11 protein-coding genes and 1 pseudogene are annotated in these 15,239 nt (G+C 64.6%); 11 read left to right on the plus strand and 1 reads right to left on the minus strand.

Annotated elements, in window-relative coordinates:
• Positions 1 to 79 precede the first annotated feature (79 nt).
• The 7 genes from C8D77_RS21140 to C8D77_RS21170 all read left to right on the plus strand — a co-directional run bounded on the left by C8D77_RS21140 (position 80) and on the right by C8D77_RS21170 (position 11,084).
• Entirely contained in the window at positions 80 to 1,162 is a 1,083-nt protein-coding gene (locus C8D77_RS21140; RefSeq protein ID WP_109667355.1) for an ABC transporter ATP-binding protein, read from the plus strand.
• The gene (locus C8D77_RS21145; protein ID WP_109667358.1) at positions 1,162 to 2,082 is read left to right on the plus strand and encodes an ABC transporter permease; all 921 of its coding nucleotides are present in this window, start codon (positions 1,162 to 1,164) and stop codon (positions 2,080 to 2,082) included. The genes C8D77_RS21140 and C8D77_RS21145 overlap by 1 nt, the downstream gene beginning before the upstream one ends.
• Positions 2,079 to 2,879, plus strand: a complete 801-nt coding sequence (locus C8D77_RS21150) for an ABC transporter permease (protein ID WP_109667361.1) — start codon at positions 2,079 to 2,081, stop codon at positions 2,877 to 2,879. The genes C8D77_RS21145 and C8D77_RS21150 overlap by 4 nt, the downstream gene beginning before the upstream one ends.
• Before the next feature lie 46 nt (positions 2,880 to 2,925).
• On the plus strand, positions 2,926 to 4,512 hold the full coding sequence (gene ggt / locus C8D77_RS21155) for a gamma-glutamyltransferase (RefSeq protein WP_109667363.1): 1,587 nt from the start codon (positions 2,926 to 2,928) through the stop codon (positions 4,510 to 4,512).
• Positions 4,513 to 4,590: 78 nt separating this feature from the next.
• Positions 4,591 to 6,117 (plus strand): acyl--CoA ligase, encoded by a 1,527-nt coding sequence (locus tag C8D77_RS21160; RefSeq protein ID WP_109667366.1) that lies wholly within the window; start codon positions 4,591 to 4,593, stop codon positions 6,115 to 6,117.
• A gap of 2 nt (positions 6,118 to 6,119) precedes the next feature.
• On the plus strand, positions 6,120 to 7,100 hold the full coding sequence (locus C8D77_RS21165) for a 2-dehydropantoate 2-reductase (protein ID WP_109667369.1): 981 nt from the start codon (positions 6,120 to 6,122) through the stop codon (positions 7,098 to 7,100).
• 456 nt (positions 7,101 to 7,556) lie between these two features.
• On the plus strand, positions 7,557 to 11,084 hold the full coding sequence (locus tag C8D77_RS21170; protein ID WP_109667372.1) for an autotransporter outer membrane beta-barrel domain-containing protein: 3,528 nt from the start codon (positions 7,557 to 7,559) through the stop codon (positions 11,082 to 11,084).
• Positions 11,085 to 11,194: 110 nt separating this feature from the next.
• Here C8D77_RS21170 and C8D77_RS38065 read toward each other — a convergent pair.
• A pseudogene (locus tag C8D77_RS38065) lies at positions 11,195 to 11,281 on the minus strand (branched-chain amino acid ABC transporter permease); the annotation flags it as partial.
• A 143-nt stretch (positions 11,282 to 11,424) separates the two neighbouring features.
• Between C8D77_RS38065 and C8D77_RS21180 the strand changes: the two are divergent.
• The 4 genes from C8D77_RS21180 (at position 11,425) to C8D77_RS21195 (ending at position 15,182) form a co-directional block, all read left to right on the plus strand.
• Complete coding sequence (locus C8D77_RS21180; protein ID WP_109667375.1) at positions 11,425 to 11,655, plus strand: hypothetical protein; 231 nt, start codon at positions 11,425 to 11,427, stop codon at positions 11,653 to 11,655.
• 490 nt (positions 11,656 to 12,145) lie between these two features.
• Entirely contained in the window at positions 12,146 to 13,612 is a 1,467-nt protein-coding gene (locus C8D77_RS21185; RefSeq protein WP_245951846.1) for an HD domain-containing phosphohydrolase, read from the plus strand.
• 90 nt (positions 13,613 to 13,702) lie between these two features.
• Complete coding sequence (locus C8D77_RS21190) at positions 13,703 to 13,975, plus strand: hypothetical protein (RefSeq protein ID WP_027024197.1); 273 nt, start codon at positions 13,703 to 13,705, stop codon at positions 13,973 to 13,975.
• A gap of 73 nt (positions 13,976 to 14,048) precedes the next feature.
• Positions 14,049 to 15,182 (plus strand): substrate-binding protein, encoded by a 1,134-nt coding sequence (locus C8D77_RS21195; RefSeq protein ID WP_109667381.1) that lies wholly within the window; start codon positions 14,049 to 14,051, stop codon positions 15,180 to 15,182.
• Positions 15,183 to 15,239: the final 57 nt, after the last annotated feature.

The following is a 15,239-nucleotide window of genomic DNA, read 5'->3' on the forward strand; positions in this document are numbered from 1 at the left end:
GGCCGGAAGCTCACGGCGAGGCGGCGCTAGCAGCGTCTGCCTCGTCAGTTCTTGCTTGCCGCCCAAGGAGAGAAAAATCTTGTCCATTGCGCCATCCGCGCTGCCGATCAGCATGCGCGGCATCGAGAAACGATTTGGCAGCGTAGCGGTGCTGCGCGACCTCAACCTCGATGTCGAGGCCGGTGAGTTCCTGACGCTGCTCGGGCCTTCCGGGTCCGGAAAGACGACGCTGCTGATGATCCTTGCCGGCTTTGTGCGGGCCAATGCCGGCAGCATCAAGGTTGGCAATGACGAGATCATCACCACGCCGCCGCACAAGCGCAACATCGGCATGGTGTTCCAGAACTACGCGCTGTTTCCGCATATGAACGTCTTTCACAACATCGCCTTTCCGCTGAAGCAGCGCAGCGTCACCGCCGCCAAGACGGCCGAGCGTGTCGAGAAGGCGCTGGATCTGGTGAAATTACAGGGGCTGGGCGAGCGCCGGGTCGACCAGCTTTCCGGCGGCCAGCGCCAGCGCGTGGCGCTGGCGCGCGCCATCGTCTTCGAGCCGCGCATCGTGCTGATGGACGAACCGCTGTCGGCGCTGGACAAGGGCCTACGCGAGCACATGCAGATCGAACTGCGCGCCCTGCATCGCCGGCTTGGCATGACCACGGTCTATGTCACCCATGACCAGCGCGAAGCCATCACCATGTCGGACCGCATTGCAGTCATGAACGGTGGACGCATTGAACAGCTCGACAGACCTGAAACCCTCTACGCCACGCCGCAAACGCGGTTTGTAGCCGGCTTCATCGGCGAATCGAATTTCATCCCGGTCGAGTGCCGCAACGGCTCCGTCTGGTACGAGGACCGCAGAATCCACACGGCAGCACCAGTGCCGGCGGCTGGCCAGCACCTGATGGTGGTGCGGCCGGAAAAGCTGCGGCTCTTGGCAAATGCCGAACCGGCAAGCGGCGTCAACGTGCTCAACGCGACACTCAGTGACATCATCTACCAGGGCGACAGCTTCGTCTGCTACGCGGTGCTGCGCGATGGGCGCCAGCTGACATTGCGTGACTATTGCCGCAGCGACGTGCTGGCGAAAATGCCGGCTTCCGGCCAGCCGGTCAGCCTCGGCCTCGACGCGCAGGACACGATCCTGGTGGCGGCAGACTGATGAGCGCGCCCGCCCTCATGCAAGAGACTGCCGGCGCGGGCCAGGACCTGAACGCGCAGGCGCTGCGCACTGACGCGCGGCGCGAGTCGTTGCGGCTGCTGGCGCTGCTGTCGCCGAGCCTGTTCCTGGTCTTCGCCATCATCATCGTGCCGATCGGCTGGCTGTTCTGGCTGTCGCTGTTCGACGAGGCCGGCGCCTTCAGCGCCGCCAACTATGCGCGCTTCTTCGAGCAGGTCTCCTACATCAAGACCTTCACAACCACCTTCAAGGTCGCCTTCATCGTCACCGGCGCCTGTGTCCTGCTTGGCTATCCCTTGGCCTACATGCTGTCGCAGCTGCCGCGCCGGGCGGCGTCGATCTGCCTGATTTTTGTCATCCTGCCGTTCTGGACATCGGTGCTGGTGCGCACCTATGCCTGGCTGGTGATCCTGCAGCGCAAGGGCCTGATCAACAGCTGGCTAATCGACCTCGGTGTCATCAGCCAGCCGCTGTCGCTCGCCAACAATCTGTCGGGCGTCGTCATCGGCATGACGCATATCCTGCTGCCGTTCCTGGTGCTGCCGCTCTATGCCTCGATGAAGACGATCGACACCGACTGCCTGCGCGCCGGCATGAACCTCGGCGCCGGCCCGGTCGCCACCTTCCGGCAGATCTTCTTTCCGCTGTCGCTGCCCGGCCTCGCCTCGGGCGTGGTCATCGTCTTCGTGCTCTGCCTGGGCTTCTTCGTCACGCCTGCGCTGATGGGCGGCGGCAAGGTGATCATGTGGGCGATGCGCATGGAACAGACCACCAGCCTCTATTCCAACTGGGGTGCGGGTGCGGCACTTGGCGTGGTGCTGCTGGTGGTCACGCTGGCGCTTCTCGGCCTGTTCCAGTGGCTGCTCGGCGCGCGCGCCACCGGTGTGTGGAGTTCGCGATGAGCGAGGATATCGGCCTGCCGATCTCGCATCGGCAACGTCTGTGGCTCTACGGCCTCGGCAGCCTCGTGCTGCTGTTCCTGATCGCGCCGTCGATCATCATCGTCATCATGTCGTTTTCGGACTCGACGCTGCTGCAATTCCCGCCACAGCAATGGTCGCTGCGCTGGTACCAGGCCTATTTCGGGTCACTGGAGTGGCGCGACGCCACGATCGTCTCGGTCAAGGTGGCTGTTACGACGGTGCTGGTGGCGACGCCGCTCGGCACTGCCGCAGCCTATGCCATCAACCGGGGCACGCTGCGCTTCAACGGCACCATCAACGCGCTGCTGACGGCGTCGCTGATCGTCCCGGTGATCCTGATCGGCATCGGCACCTTCTTCCTCTATGCGCGCATCGGGCTCAACAACACGCTGACCGGCCTGGTCATCGCGCACACGGTGCAGGCGCTGCCGCTGGTGGTGCTGACCGTGCTGTCGGGACTGCGCTCCTACGACATGAACCAGGAGCGCGTGGCGCGCAGCCTCGGCGCCGGACGCGTCGCCGCCTTCTGGCAGGTGACCATGCCGCAGATCCGCTTCTCGATCGTCTCGGGCGCGCTGTTCGCCTTCATCACCTCCTTCGACGAAGTGGTGGTTTCGCTGTTCATATCTGGCGGCGAGACCACGACATTGACGCGCCGCATGTTCAATGCGCTGCGCGACCAGATCGACCCGACGATCGCCGCCATCTCCACCTGCCTGATCGTGCTCTCGGTCGTGCTGTTGTCGGTTGCGCAGATCTTCGGGCGGCGGCATTGATTTCAGATGACCAATTCGCAGACGTGACCAGGGATATCCAGACAGAATGCGTGATTTCCAGTTTCCCGGCCGCTCGCCGGTTCGTGCCACCGAGGCGGTTGCCGCGACCTCGCATCCGCTTGCAACCCTTGCGGCAATCGAGATGCTGCGCTCCGGCGGCAACGCCATGGATGCCGCGGTCTGTGCCGCCGCCGTGCAGGGCGTGGTCGAGCCGCAGTCGACCGGCATCGGCGGCGACTGCTTCGTGCTCTATTCTCCCGGGGGGCAAGGCAATGTACTGGCCTTCAACGGCTCCGGCCGCGCGCCGGCCAAGGCGACGGTCGACTGGTATCTGGAAAAAGGCTTCGACAGCATCCCGCTGCAGGGTCCGCATGCGGTCACCGTGCCGGGCGCCGTCGATGCCTGGAGCCGCCTGCTCGAGGACCATGGCCGCAAAGGCCTTGCCGAGGCGCTGGCGCCGGCCATCCATTATGCCGAGAACGGCTATGTCGTGCATGACCGCGTCGCCTTCGACTGGGCCGAACCGGAGACCGATCTTTCGGCCGACGAGCATGCCGCGCGCATCTTCCTGCCCGGCGGCAACGCGCCGAAAGCCGGCGACGTCCACCGGCAACCGGAACTGGCGGCGACCTTGCGCATCATCGCCAAACACGGCCGGGCCGGTTTCTACGAAGGCGCTGTCGCCGACGATATAGTGCGCCGGCTCAATGAATTGGGCGGGCTGCACTCGGCCGAGGATTTCGCGGCGACCAGAGGCGACTATGTGGCGCCGGTTAGCACCTCCTATGGCGGCCATGATATCCACCAGATGCCGCCGAACAATCAGGGCCTGACGGCGCTTTTGATGCTCAACGTGCTGTCGGGCTTCAAGCTTGGCGAGCTCGACCCCAATGGCGCCGAGCGCCTGCATCTGGAGATCGAAGCCGGGCGTCTGGCCTATCGCGACCGCGACCGCTATGTCGGCGACCAGGACCGTGTTCCGGTGCCGGTCAAGCAGCTCCTGTCCGGCGCCTATGCCGACCGGCTGCGCGCCGAGATCGACCGCGAACGTGCCATGACGCATCTGCCGCGCGTGGAGCTGCCCGGCAGCGACACGGTCTACATCTCCATCGTCGACCGCGACCGCAACGCGGTCTCCTTCATCAACTCGACCTATTATTCGTTCGGCAGCGGCGTCGTCGGCCCGAAGACCGGAATCGTGCTGCAGAACCGCGGTTCGAGCTTCCGCCTCGACCCGGCACATCCGAACGCGATCGCGCCCGGCAAGCGGCCGATGCACACGATCATGCCCGGCATGGCGACGAAGAACGGCCGCGTGGTGATGCCGTTCGGCGTCATGGGCGGCGGCTACCAGCCGTTCGGGCATGTCCACCTGCTCACCAACATGATCGACTTCGGCATGGATCCGCAGCAGGCGCTGGATGCGCCCAGGGTGTTCTACAATGACGACACTGTTGAGGCCGAGCGCAACGTTCCTGCCGAGGCGATCGAGGGCCTGCGCCGACGTGGCCATCGCACAGCCGAGCCGCATCATCCGCTAGGCGGCGGGCAAGTGGTGCTGATCGACTGGGAGAAGGGCACGCTGACCGGCGCTTCCGATCCGCGCAAGGATGGCTTGGCGCTTGGATATTGATATAGACCCAGTCTGCCGTGGCATCACATATGCGTGTCGCGGCTGGATTTTGACGGGTTGGAAAGATAGTCGGTGATCATGGCCAGTATCGCAAATTCTCCTGGGCTTTCCCGCCGCCTCGCCGCCGGCGCCGATGATGCGCCCGCCATCCTGGCACCCGACAGGGCGACGCTCACCCATGGCGGACTGCGCGGCCTGATCGCCGACACGGCAAAACAGCTGCATGCGCGCGGCATCGGCCGAGGCGACAGGGTGGCGATCGTGCTGCCGAACGGACCCGAGATGGCCACCGCCTTCGTCGCCGTGGCAGCCGCCGCCTCGACGGCACCGCTCAATCCCGCCTACCGGGCCGACGAGCTCGATTTCTACCTGACCGACATCGGCGCCAAGGCGATCCTTGTCGCGGAAGGCGAGACCGGACCGGCGGTGACGGTTGCCGAGCGCCTCGGCATCGGCGTGCTGCGGCTTGTCGTGCAGCCGGACACACCAGCCGGCAGCTTCACGATCGAGGGCGCGGCGATCGGACCGCAAGCGGCGCCCGACATGGCGCGGGATAATGACATCGCGCTGTTGCTGCACACTTCGGGCACGACATCGCGGCCAAAACTGGTGCCGCTCAGCCATGCCAACATCGCGGCCTCATCAGCCCATATCGGCGCGACACTTGGCCTGACGGCCGATGACCGTTGCCTCAACATCATGCCGCTGTTCCACATTCACGGCCTGATCGCGGCCGTGCTGTCGTCGCTGGCATCAGGCGGCAGCATCTACTGCACGCCCGGCTTCAACGCGCTGCGCTTCTTCCAGTGGCTGAGCGAGGCACGACCAAGCTGGTACACGGCGGTGCCGACCATGCATCAGGCGATCCTGCCCAGGGCGGCGCGCAACACCGAGGTGCTGGCGGCAGCGCGCCTGCGCTTCATCCGCTCGTCCTCGGCCTCGCTGCCGGCGCAGGTGATGGCCGAACTAGAGGCGACTTTCGGCTGCCCGGTGATCGAATCCTACGGGATGACCGAGGCGGCGCACCAGATGGCGTCGAACCGGCTGCCGCCGGGCCAGCGCAAGCCGGGCAGCGTCGGTGCCTCCGCCGGCCCGGACGTGGCTGTCATGGCGCCCGACGGGCGGTTGCTGAAAGCCGGCGAGACCGGCGAGATCGTCATTCGCGGGCCCAACGTCACGGTGGGCTACGAGAAGAACCCGGATGCCAATTCCACGGCTTTCGCGCATGGCTGGTTCCACACCGGCGACCAGGGCGTGCTGGACGAGGACGGCTATCTCAGGGTCACCGGACGGCTCAAGGAGATCATCAACCGCGGCGGCGAAAAGATCTCACCGCTCGAGGTCGACGACGTGCTGATGGACCATCCAGCGGTGGCGCAGGTCGTCACCTTTGCCATGCCGCATGACAAGCTGGGCGAGGAGGTGGCGGCGGCGGTGGTGCTGCGCGAAGGCATCAGCGCCACCGAGGGCGACATCCGCACCTATGCCGCGACGCGGCTTGCCGACTTCAAGGTGCCGCGCAAGATCCTGATCCTGGACGAGATCCCCAAGGGCGCGACCGGCAAATTGCAGCGCATCGGCCTTGCCGCCAAACTCGGACTTTGACGATGAAGATCACCATCTTCGGCGCCGGCGCGATCGGCGGCTATCTCGCAGCCAAGCTGGCAATCACTGGGCGGACCGATCTTTCGATCGTCGCGCGCGGCGCGCATCTGGAAGCGATCAAGGCGAACGGCCTGCGCCTGATCGAGGATGGCCAGGAGACGTCCGTCCCCGTCCGGGCCGCCGCGAAAGCCGAGGAACTTGGCGTGCAGGATTATGTCGTGCTGGCGCTGAAAGCCCATTCCCTCACCCCGGCCCTTGACCAGATCGCGCCGCTGCTCGGGCAGCACACCGCCGTCGTCACCATGCAGAACGGCGTGCCGTGGTGGTATTTCCACGGCGTCGGCGGGCCGCTCGAAGGCACCAGGCTGAGCGCGGTCGATCCCGGTGGCGCGATCTGGCAGCGGATCGGGCCGCAGCGCGTCATCGGCTCGGTCGTCTATCCCGCCGTCGAAGTCGATGCGCCGGGCCTCATCCGCCATGTCGAGGGCAAGCGCTTCTCGCTCGGCGAACCCTCGGGTGTGCGCAGCGAACGGGTCACGCTTCTGGCCGAGGAGATGGTCAAGGCGGGGCTGCAGGTGCCGGTGCGCGACGACATCCGCAGCGAAATCTGGGTGAAGCTGTGGGGCAATCTCTCCTTCAACCCGATCTCCGCGCTGACCGGCAGCACGCTTGCCGCGATCGTTGCCGACGAAGGCACCCGTACGCTCGCCCGCATCATGATGCTGGAAGCGCAGGCGATCGGCGAAAGCCTCGGCGTGCGTTTTCCGATCGGGGTCGACCGGCGCATCAAGGGCGCCGGCGATGTCGGCGAACACAAGACCTCGATGCTGCAGGATCTGGAGCGCGGCCGGCCGATGGAAATCGACGCGCTGGTGAGCGCGGTGCAGGAACTTGGCCGGCTAACGGACAGACCGACGCCGACCATCGATGCCGTGCTGGCACTGGTGCGCCGACTGGCGGTGGAGCGCGGGTGTTATGGGTGAGGGCGCGGCGGTCTAAACCTTGAAGCGCCTGCTCTGCCTCGGTGGTTCGCAGTGGCGGCTTAGATTGGCGGCATCCGCTGCAAGGGGCTGACGACCACTTTCGCGGGCGACGGGATGGCGTGGGCGCGGCGGCGCAATTCCGGTTCAGTTCCGAAGTGCAAGTGGCCTTTGTGCTGCGTCCACTTAGTCCCGCAGGCCCCGAGTTTATCCATGGAATCGGCTGGACGGCCAGCGGCTCCAGATTTCCGCATGCGGCGAGGTCATTCACGTCATTTAGTGAGGCTTTGCTTTAGTAAGAGGAAGCTAATTAAATAGATTTCCTGTCGTACAGACGCCACAGACTTCATTTTACTGATCAACGTTAGCTTTTTGGTAGTCCTCAAGACTATAAGTGTCTTGCGGGCTAATAATTTTCGTGCTGCCTTCGGCGCATTCGGGGAATCAGGGGAACGAGGCATGGCGGGACGAATTCGCGCGCGCGGCGGGCTTTTGGCCGAAGGTCGCGGACGCCTTCTGGCGGGCGCTTCCCTGGCCGTTCTGGTTGTTGTCGGACTGGCGCCGCGCCCGGCGATGGCGGGCAACTACGTCGCCAACGACGATGCCTCGCTTCGCGCCGCGATCATTGCCGCGAACGCCGACGCCGACCCCAATGCGACGATCACGCTGACAAGCAGCTTCTCCGTATCTGCATCGAATCTTCCGGCCGCCGCCAAGCCTATCACGATCGACACGCAGAGCTTCACCCTCAAGGGGGTTGATAATTCCGCAGGGGCTGGGGGCCGGATTACGTTTGCGGGACCGGGCAGCATTGAAACTTTGGCCGGCACGTTCTCCGGCGGCAATGCCGGCGCGTCCGTCAACGTCAATGGTGCGATCGGCGTCCTTATAAATACTCAGGCGTCGGTCATCAACAATGGCTCGATCACAGGCGGAACAGGTGGGGGAATAGGAGGCACTGGCGGCGTCGGCGTCGTGGTGCAGAATCAATCGACGCTGATCAACAACGGCACGATCTCGGGCGGAAATGCTGCCGATGGTTCCATAGGAGGTGGCGTCCAAGTCGTAACCCAATCATCCCTGACGAACAACGGCCTCATCCTGGGCGGCGTCGATATCGGCCACCCTACGGGGAACAACACGCTTATAAACCACGGAACGATCCGAGGCAGTTCCAGCGGTCGCGCAGCAATTGTTAGCCGAGGAGGCGTCAATCCGATCGTCAATACCGGGATTCTTGAGGGGGGAGCCGGTGCGGCGGCGGTGACGACCAATGGGGCCACGGTGAACGTGAGCCTCATCAACAGCGGCACGATCCGGGCCGGCGCCGGTCAGGCCAATGCGATCGCCTGGAACGTTACGCCGACGACGGGCTCGATGACACTCGAGCTGCAGGCCGGCTCGGTGATCGAAGGCAATGTCGTCGCGAACGCGACCCAGGCGACCGACACGTTGCGGCTCGGCGGTAACACCGACAGCACGTTCGATATCTCCTCTATTGGTGCGGCGGCGCAATACCGGAACTTCGACACCTTCCAGAAGACCGGCACCAGCACCTGGTCGCTGACCGGCGCCGGCACGGCAACCACCAACTGGGACATCCAGCAAGGCACGCTGCAGCTGGGCAATGGCGGTACCAGCGGCTCGATCATCGGCGACGTCACCGACAATGGCACGCTCGCCTTCAACCGCAGCGACGCGCTGACTTATGGCGGTATCATCAGCGGCACCGGCTCGGTCAGCCAGATCGGCAGCGGAACGACAATCCTCACCGGCGCCAACACCTACAGCGGCGGCACGGTGATCAACGCCGGGACGCTTCAAGTGGCTGGCGACGGCAATCTTGGCGCCGCCTCCGGCAATCTCACCTTCGGCGGCGGCGACCTGCGCACGACTGCCAGTTTTTCCACTGCCCGCAATGTCCAGCTCAACGGCAATGGTGGATTCGATACGGCCGCAGGTACGCAACTGGACCTTACCGGCCAGGTGACAGGTGCCGGCAGCCTCGCCAAGACAGGCTCCGGCACGCTAACCCTCACCGGAACGAACAGCTATGGCGGCAACACGCTGGTGGACGCCGGCACGCTGATCGGCAATGCGGCTTCGATCCGTGGCGACATCGGCAATGCCGGCACTGTCGTGTTCGACCAGGCGGCGGATGCCAGCTTTGCCGGCGATATCTCCGGCACCGGCACGATGGTGAAGGACGGCGCCGGCGCGCTGACGCTGACCGGCACCTCGCTGCTCGACTGGACCATCGATCAGGGTGGCCTCGTCTCGGCGGCCGAGCGCTTCGGCGGCGATGTCGCGATCGGCGCGGGGACCTCCTTCACCTTCGATGAGGCGGCCAATGCGAGCTATGCCGGGGTGCTCTCGGGCGCCGGCGCTTTCGTCAAGGACGGACTGGGCACGGTGGTGCTCGCCTCGGGCAACTCAGGCTTCACGGGCGCCACTTCGGTCAGCGGCGGCACGCTTGCCGCGGGCGCGGCCAACGCGTTCAGTTCTTCCTCGCAGTTCTCGGTCGCCTCGGGCGCCACGCTCGATCTTGCTGGCACCTCCCAGACGCTTGCCGGGCTGACCAATGCCGGAACGGTGCGCATCGCCGGCGGCGGTCTCGGCAACACGCTGACCATCAGCGGCGATTATGTCGGCAATGGCGGCACATTCGTCCTCAACACAGCGCTTGGTGGCGACGGCTCGGCGACCGACATGCTGGTGATCGCCGGCGGCTCGTCGGGGACGGGCACGCTCGAGGTCGCCAATTTCGGCGGCGCGGGAGATCAAACGGCCGAAGGCATCAAGATCGTCGACGTCGGCGGCATCTCGAACGGCAGCTTCGCGCTCAAGGGCGACTACACGTTCGAAGGCGATGCGGCGGTCGTCGGCGGCGCCTATGCCTACAGGCTCTATCAGGGCGGCACGAGCACGCCCACCGACGGCGACTGGTATTTGCGCTCCGCCCTGATTGATGGTGGCGGACCCGGAACTCCGCTCTATCAGGCCGGCGCACCGCTCTACGAGGCCTATGCGGGCGTATTGCAGACCTTCAACCAGCTGGGCACGCTGCAGCAGCGGCTCGGCAACCGATCCTGGACCATCGAAGCGCAAGGCGCCGATGGGATCTCCGATGACGTAAAGGCCGAGGCCGGTATCGGGCTGTGGGGCAGGATCGAAGGCACCAGCGGCTCCTACGATCCGGAAAGCTCCACCACCGCAACGACATACGACACATCGACCTGGAGGCTGCAGACCGGCGCCGACATGCTTTTGTCCGACAGCGCGGCCGGCCAGCTCATCGGCGGCATCGCCTTCCAGTATGGCACCGTGTCCGCCGACGTCTCGTCGGTGTTCGGCAGCGGATCGATCGATAGCACCGGCACCGGCATTTCCGGCTCGCTGACCTGGTACGGCGCGGAAGGCTTCTACCTCGACGGCCAGGCGCAGGTGATCTGGTACGACAGCAATCTCGATTCGGCGACCGCCGGACAGCGGCTCGTCGACGGCAACAACGGCGTCGGCTACGCGCTCGGTGTCGAAGCAGGCAAACGCATCATGCTCGACCCGAGCTGGTCGCTGACGCCGCAAGCGCAGCTTGCCTGGTCATCCGTCGATTTCGACGCCTTCACCGACGCCTTCGGCGCAAGGGTTGCCCTGGATAGCAGCGACAACCTGCTCGGCCGCCTCGGCCTGTCGCTCGACCACCAGTCGCAGTGGCAGGACCAGACGGGTCGTACCGGCCACACGAATGTCTACACCATCGCCAACCTTTACTACGATTTTGAGGATGGCTCGTCGGTCGACCTTGCCGGCAGCAGCCTCTCGAGCAGGAACGAGCAGCTCTGGGGCGGTCTCGGCATCGGCGGCACCATCAATTGGGCCGACGACAAGTTCTCGGTTTTTGGCGAAGCCATCGCCCGGACAGGCCTGGAAGACTTCGGTGACAGTCATGTACTGACCGGCTCGCTCGGCTTCCGGGTCAAGTGGTGAAAGCAAGTTGGGCATCCAATATCGAAAGTCGCCTTCGGGTCAGTTAGGGACGTCAATCCCATCTGGTTGAATGTCTGCTGCGCTTTCTGGATGCCAGAAGCCGCCAGTCCGCTTCCGAACTGGAACACGATCGCCTTGAGCGAGCCAGCCAGCCCGGCAAGTGCCGCCGACATGACGAAAGCCCGGAGTTTGTAGTGCTCATGCACCTCGTTGAGAGGCCACGGCGCCGTCGCAAAAGCGCACGTCAAACCCCGGGTGCTGTGCACTGACGGTCTCATCGGTATCGGCGGAGCCGCGAATCTGTGCTAAGCGCCGCCCAACCAACCAAAGGACGACACCAATGAGCGAACCGACCGTGGCCGAAGCGACCGAGAGCATCTATGCCTCGCTCCGGGCGGACAATGCCGACATCGACGCACATATCGCGACGCTCAAGGCGGCGCTGACACGGGAGGGGATAAAACAGGCGGTGTTCGATCCGACCAAATTGGCGCAGAGCAACCGTTCGGGCCGCAAGCTGATGCAGGCTTATTTTCGGCAGCGCGGCGTGAGCGTGAGGTTCTCGGACTAGTAGAACCGCGCGCGGGCGATCTCAACCGCGCTGTCAGACGCCGACGATCGACGCCGTGCTGGTGCTGGTGCGGCGGCTGACAGTGGATCGCGGGCGCTGGTTGGACGGGGCGCGCCAAAGCCTTAGCGACAGCCTGTCGGACAAAGCGCATCACGCTCAAGCACGAAGCCGACCTTGGTTTTGGGCGGCGACGGCAGCCATGCGCCGTCACTCGGCCATCTCATACAGCGACGACCCTCCCAGAACGCTGACATCGAACGCCAGTCCGCTTTCGGCCAAACGCAGAGTGCTCTATTTCCCGCAGGGCGCATCAGGCTTGCGAATTTCCCCTAGGTATTGATAACAGAGGGGACTAGCATAGCCTCACTGGGGGTGTGCGATGGCAGACGTCTCGATACGCCGGGCGGACTTCATGATGGTCTTGGCCTATGCTTCGGACCTCGCCACTGGTCATTCTCGCGACTTCGCGCTGAAATCGTGCGTGCTTGCAATGCGCATCGCCGAGCTTGCGGGTGTTTCCGATGAGGTTCGGCGCAATGCCTACCACCAGTCGATGCTGCGCTACGTCGGCTGCAATGCCGATACGGACCTTCTGTCGGCCACCTTTGGGGACGAAATAGCGCTTCGCCAGGATCTCGTCGGTCTCGACATGGGCAATCGTGCGGAACTGGGGAGGGTCTTCGTGCAGGCCTTCAAGCGGTTCTACTACGATCTCGAACCCGACGCGCAAGCCAGGGCGATCGAGGCCGCGATGTCGCAGGCGCTCGCTGTGGCTCGCCCGGTGCTCACCGCGCATTGCGAGGTCGCGCAGCGGATCGGCCAACGGCTTGGCCTTTCCGAGGAGATCCGGCGCAATCTCGGGCAGATTTATGAGCGCTGGGACGGCAAAGGTCTGCCGCGAGGGCTGAGCGGCGAGGATGTGCTGCCGGCCGTGCGCCTGATCACTCTGGCGCAGGATGTGATTGCGCTCTGCGATGCCGTCGGCATCGACGGGATGGCTGAGACCGTAGCCAGCCGAGGCGATGGCCCATACGAAGCGGAACTGGCCCGGCTCGTCTCGGCTAACGCGGGGGCCTTGATGGACGGCATCGGCGCGACGGTCGACCGTGAGACGATCCTGGCGCTCGAACCCGATCCGCCGGTGATGCTGGACGAAGCAGCCTGCGACGAGGCGTTCCTCGCCATCGCCGACATGATCGACATGCGCATGCCGCTTACCTATGGCCATTCGCGGATGGTGGCGCAGCTGGCCGAGGGAGCCGGGGGACAAATGAAGCTGCCCGCCGCCGACCTGCGCGCGTTGCGCTGGTCCGGCTGTATCCACGATATTGGCGAACTCGTGGTGCCGGTGGCGACTTGGATGCGAAACGGACCGCTGTCGGTGCGCGAGCGTGACGCGGCGCAACTGCATGCCTATTACGGCGAACGCGCGCTGGCATCGTTCGGCCGCGAGGGCGATGCGATGGCCGCGCTCGTGCTTCGTCATCACGAACGCCTGGATGGCTCGGGCTATCACCGTAAGGTCGGTGGCTCCGACCTGTCGCCTTCAGCACGGATCCTGGCCGCTGCCGAAGCGTTCCAAACGTCGCGAGAGGAACGTCCCCACCGCAAGGCGCTGTCCAGCGAGGCGGCGGCCATACAGCTGCGCGCCGCAGTGCGTGACGGTTGTATGTGCGCCGACGCGGCAGAGGCCGTGTTGTCCTTCGCGGGGCAGCAGTCGCGCCGGGCCTTGCCGCGGGCGCTGGCCGGCATGACTTCGCGCGAAATCGAGGTGCTGCGCCTTATCGCTGCCGGATTCACGGCGAAAGAGGCGGCACGCAAGCTCGATATCTCGCCCAAGACCGCGGACCACCATATCCAGAACGTCTATTCCAAGATTGGTGTGACCACCCGCGCCGCAGCAGTGCTCTATGCCGTCGAGCACGGCCTTATCCGGCCGGGAGAAACGCAGGCATAGGGAATCCACCCCATGTGCGCCCGTTCGCGGGCGCGCATCGTGATCCTGTCGACGGACCAATGGTGGCCGCGACCGACAGGAGGAAATCAGATGCTTCTCGCAACGACCAAAGTGGCTGACGTCGACCACTTCATCCGTATCTTTTCAACCAAGGGCGCCGACAAGCGCCGGTTGCACGGCTCGAACGGTGCGACCGTCTTCCGCGACCCCAGCGAGCCCGACCGCGTCTGGGCGATCTTCGACTGGGACGCCGAGGGTTGGAAGAATTTCGTGTCGGATCCTGAGGTGCCCGCGATCCTGCAGGAAGCCGGCCATGTCGGCAAGCCGCAGGCGGCACTGCTGCTCGGCCACTACGAGGCCTGAGTTCCCCTCGCCATGCGCCGCCTGCCGCCCGGCGGCGGCGCGCCCGACGAACCCCCTGATTTGGAGAAATCAAATGGATCCGAAACCCATCAAGATCGGTCTTATCGCCGAACTCACCGGCCCGTTGTCTTTCATGGGCGTCGCAAATGCGAACCTCACCACCATGCTCGTCGACGATATCAACGCCAGGGGCGGCTTGCTCGGCCGACCGCTGGAGCTTGTCATCGAGGACGGCGAAACCATCGACAACGTCGCCAAGGCAAGGACCGCGAAACTGATCGACGTCGACATGGTGGATGTGGTCGTCGGCGGCATCTACAGCTCGACCCGCCAGGCCATCAAAAGCGAGGCGGTTACGCGGGGCAAGACTCTCTACATCTACACCGAGCAGTACGAGGGGCAGGAAAACCATCCCCTGATCTTCTGCACCGGACCCGTCCCCGCGCAGCAGGTCGAGCCATTGATACCATGGCTCATGAACAGCACCGGCGCGAAGAAGTTCTATCTGCCGTCGTCCGATTACATCTGGCCCCATGTGCTGAACAAGGCCGCGAGCCGGGTGGTGCGCGCCAATGGGGGCGAGATCGTTGGCGAGGAGTATCTTCCGCTGGACACCATCGATTTCAGGCGGACGGCACAGCAGATCATGGCGAGCGGCACCGATGTGGTTTTCAATACCATCGTGCCGCCGGGCCTGACACCGTTCTTCGAAGAACTGCACGAGGCCGGTTTCGGCAAGCGCGGCGGCAAGATCGTCTGCACCTACTTCGACGAGAACTTCTTCAACCTTGTGCCGTCCGAGCAGATCGAGGGTCTCTACAGCTGTCTCGACTACTACCAGGAACTCGACGACCCATTTGGGCGAGCTCTCCTGCGTCGCTACCAGGATCGATACCCCGGCAGTGCCATGTTGACCGCAGGCAGCGGCTGCACCGGTCACTACCGCGCGATCAGGATGTGGGAAGCGGCCGTGAAGGAGGCCGGCACGGTGGAGCGCGACGCAGTCATCCGGGCACTCGATCACGCACGCATAAGCGAAGGCCCTGGCGGACCGGCTGAAATGGTACCCGGCCAGCACCATGTTTGCATGAACATGTATATCGCGCAGGCCCAAAGCGGTCGATTCCGGGTCGTAAAGAGCTTGGGTCCGATCGATCCCAACGAACGGTTGCTCGGCGACGAATTCCGGCTAAGCGACGCGGGGTGACTGGCGGCGTCTATCAGCAGCCTTCCAAAGGGAGCGGCAGATGGTGGACGCCTCAGC

The sequence above is a fragment of the Mesorhizobium loti genome (genome assembly GCF_003148495.1).
In the GTDB taxonomy this organism is placed as follows: Bacteria; Pseudomonadota; Alphaproteobacteria; order Rhizobiales; family Rhizobiaceae; genus Mesorhizobium; species Mesorhizobium loti.

Coding starts and splice junctions, on each gene's coding strand:
- C8D77_RS21145 (WP_109667358.1), top strand. CDS start 1,162: ATGAGCGCGCCCGCCCTCATGCAAGAGACTGCCGGCGCGGGCCAGGAC.
- C8D77_RS21150 (WP_109667361.1), top strand. CDS start 2,079: ATGAGCGAGGATATCGGCCTGCCGATCTCGCATCGGCAACGTCTGTGG.
- ggt (WP_109667363.1), top strand. CDS start 2,926: ATGCGTGATTTCCAGTTTCCCGGCCGCTCGCCGGTTCGTGCCACCGAG.
- C8D77_RS21160 (WP_109667366.1), top strand. CDS start 4,591: ATGGCCAGTATCGCAAATTCTCCTGGGCTTTCCCGCCGCCTCGCCGCC.
- C8D77_RS21165 (WP_109667369.1), top strand. CDS start 6,120: ATGAAGATCACCATCTTCGGCGCCGGCGCGATCGGCGGCTATCTCGCA.
- C8D77_RS21170 (WP_109667372.1), top strand. CDS start 7,557: ATGGCGGGACGAATTCGCGCGCGCGGCGGGCTTTTGGCCGAAGGTCGC.
- C8D77_RS21180 (WP_109667375.1), top strand. CDS start 11,425: ATGAGCGAACCGACCGTGGCCGAAGCGACCGAGAGCATCTATGCCTCG.
- C8D77_RS21185 (WP_245951846.1), top strand. CDS start 12,146: ATGCGCATCGCCGAGCTTGCGGGTGTTTCCGATGAGGTTCGGCGCAAT.
- C8D77_RS21190 (WP_027024197.1), top strand. CDS start 13,703: ATGCTTCTCGCAACGACCAAAGTGGCTGACGTCGACCACTTCATCCGT.
- C8D77_RS21195 (WP_109667381.1), top strand. CDS start 14,049: ATGGATCCGAAACCCATCAAGATCGGTCTTATCGCCGAACTCACCGGC.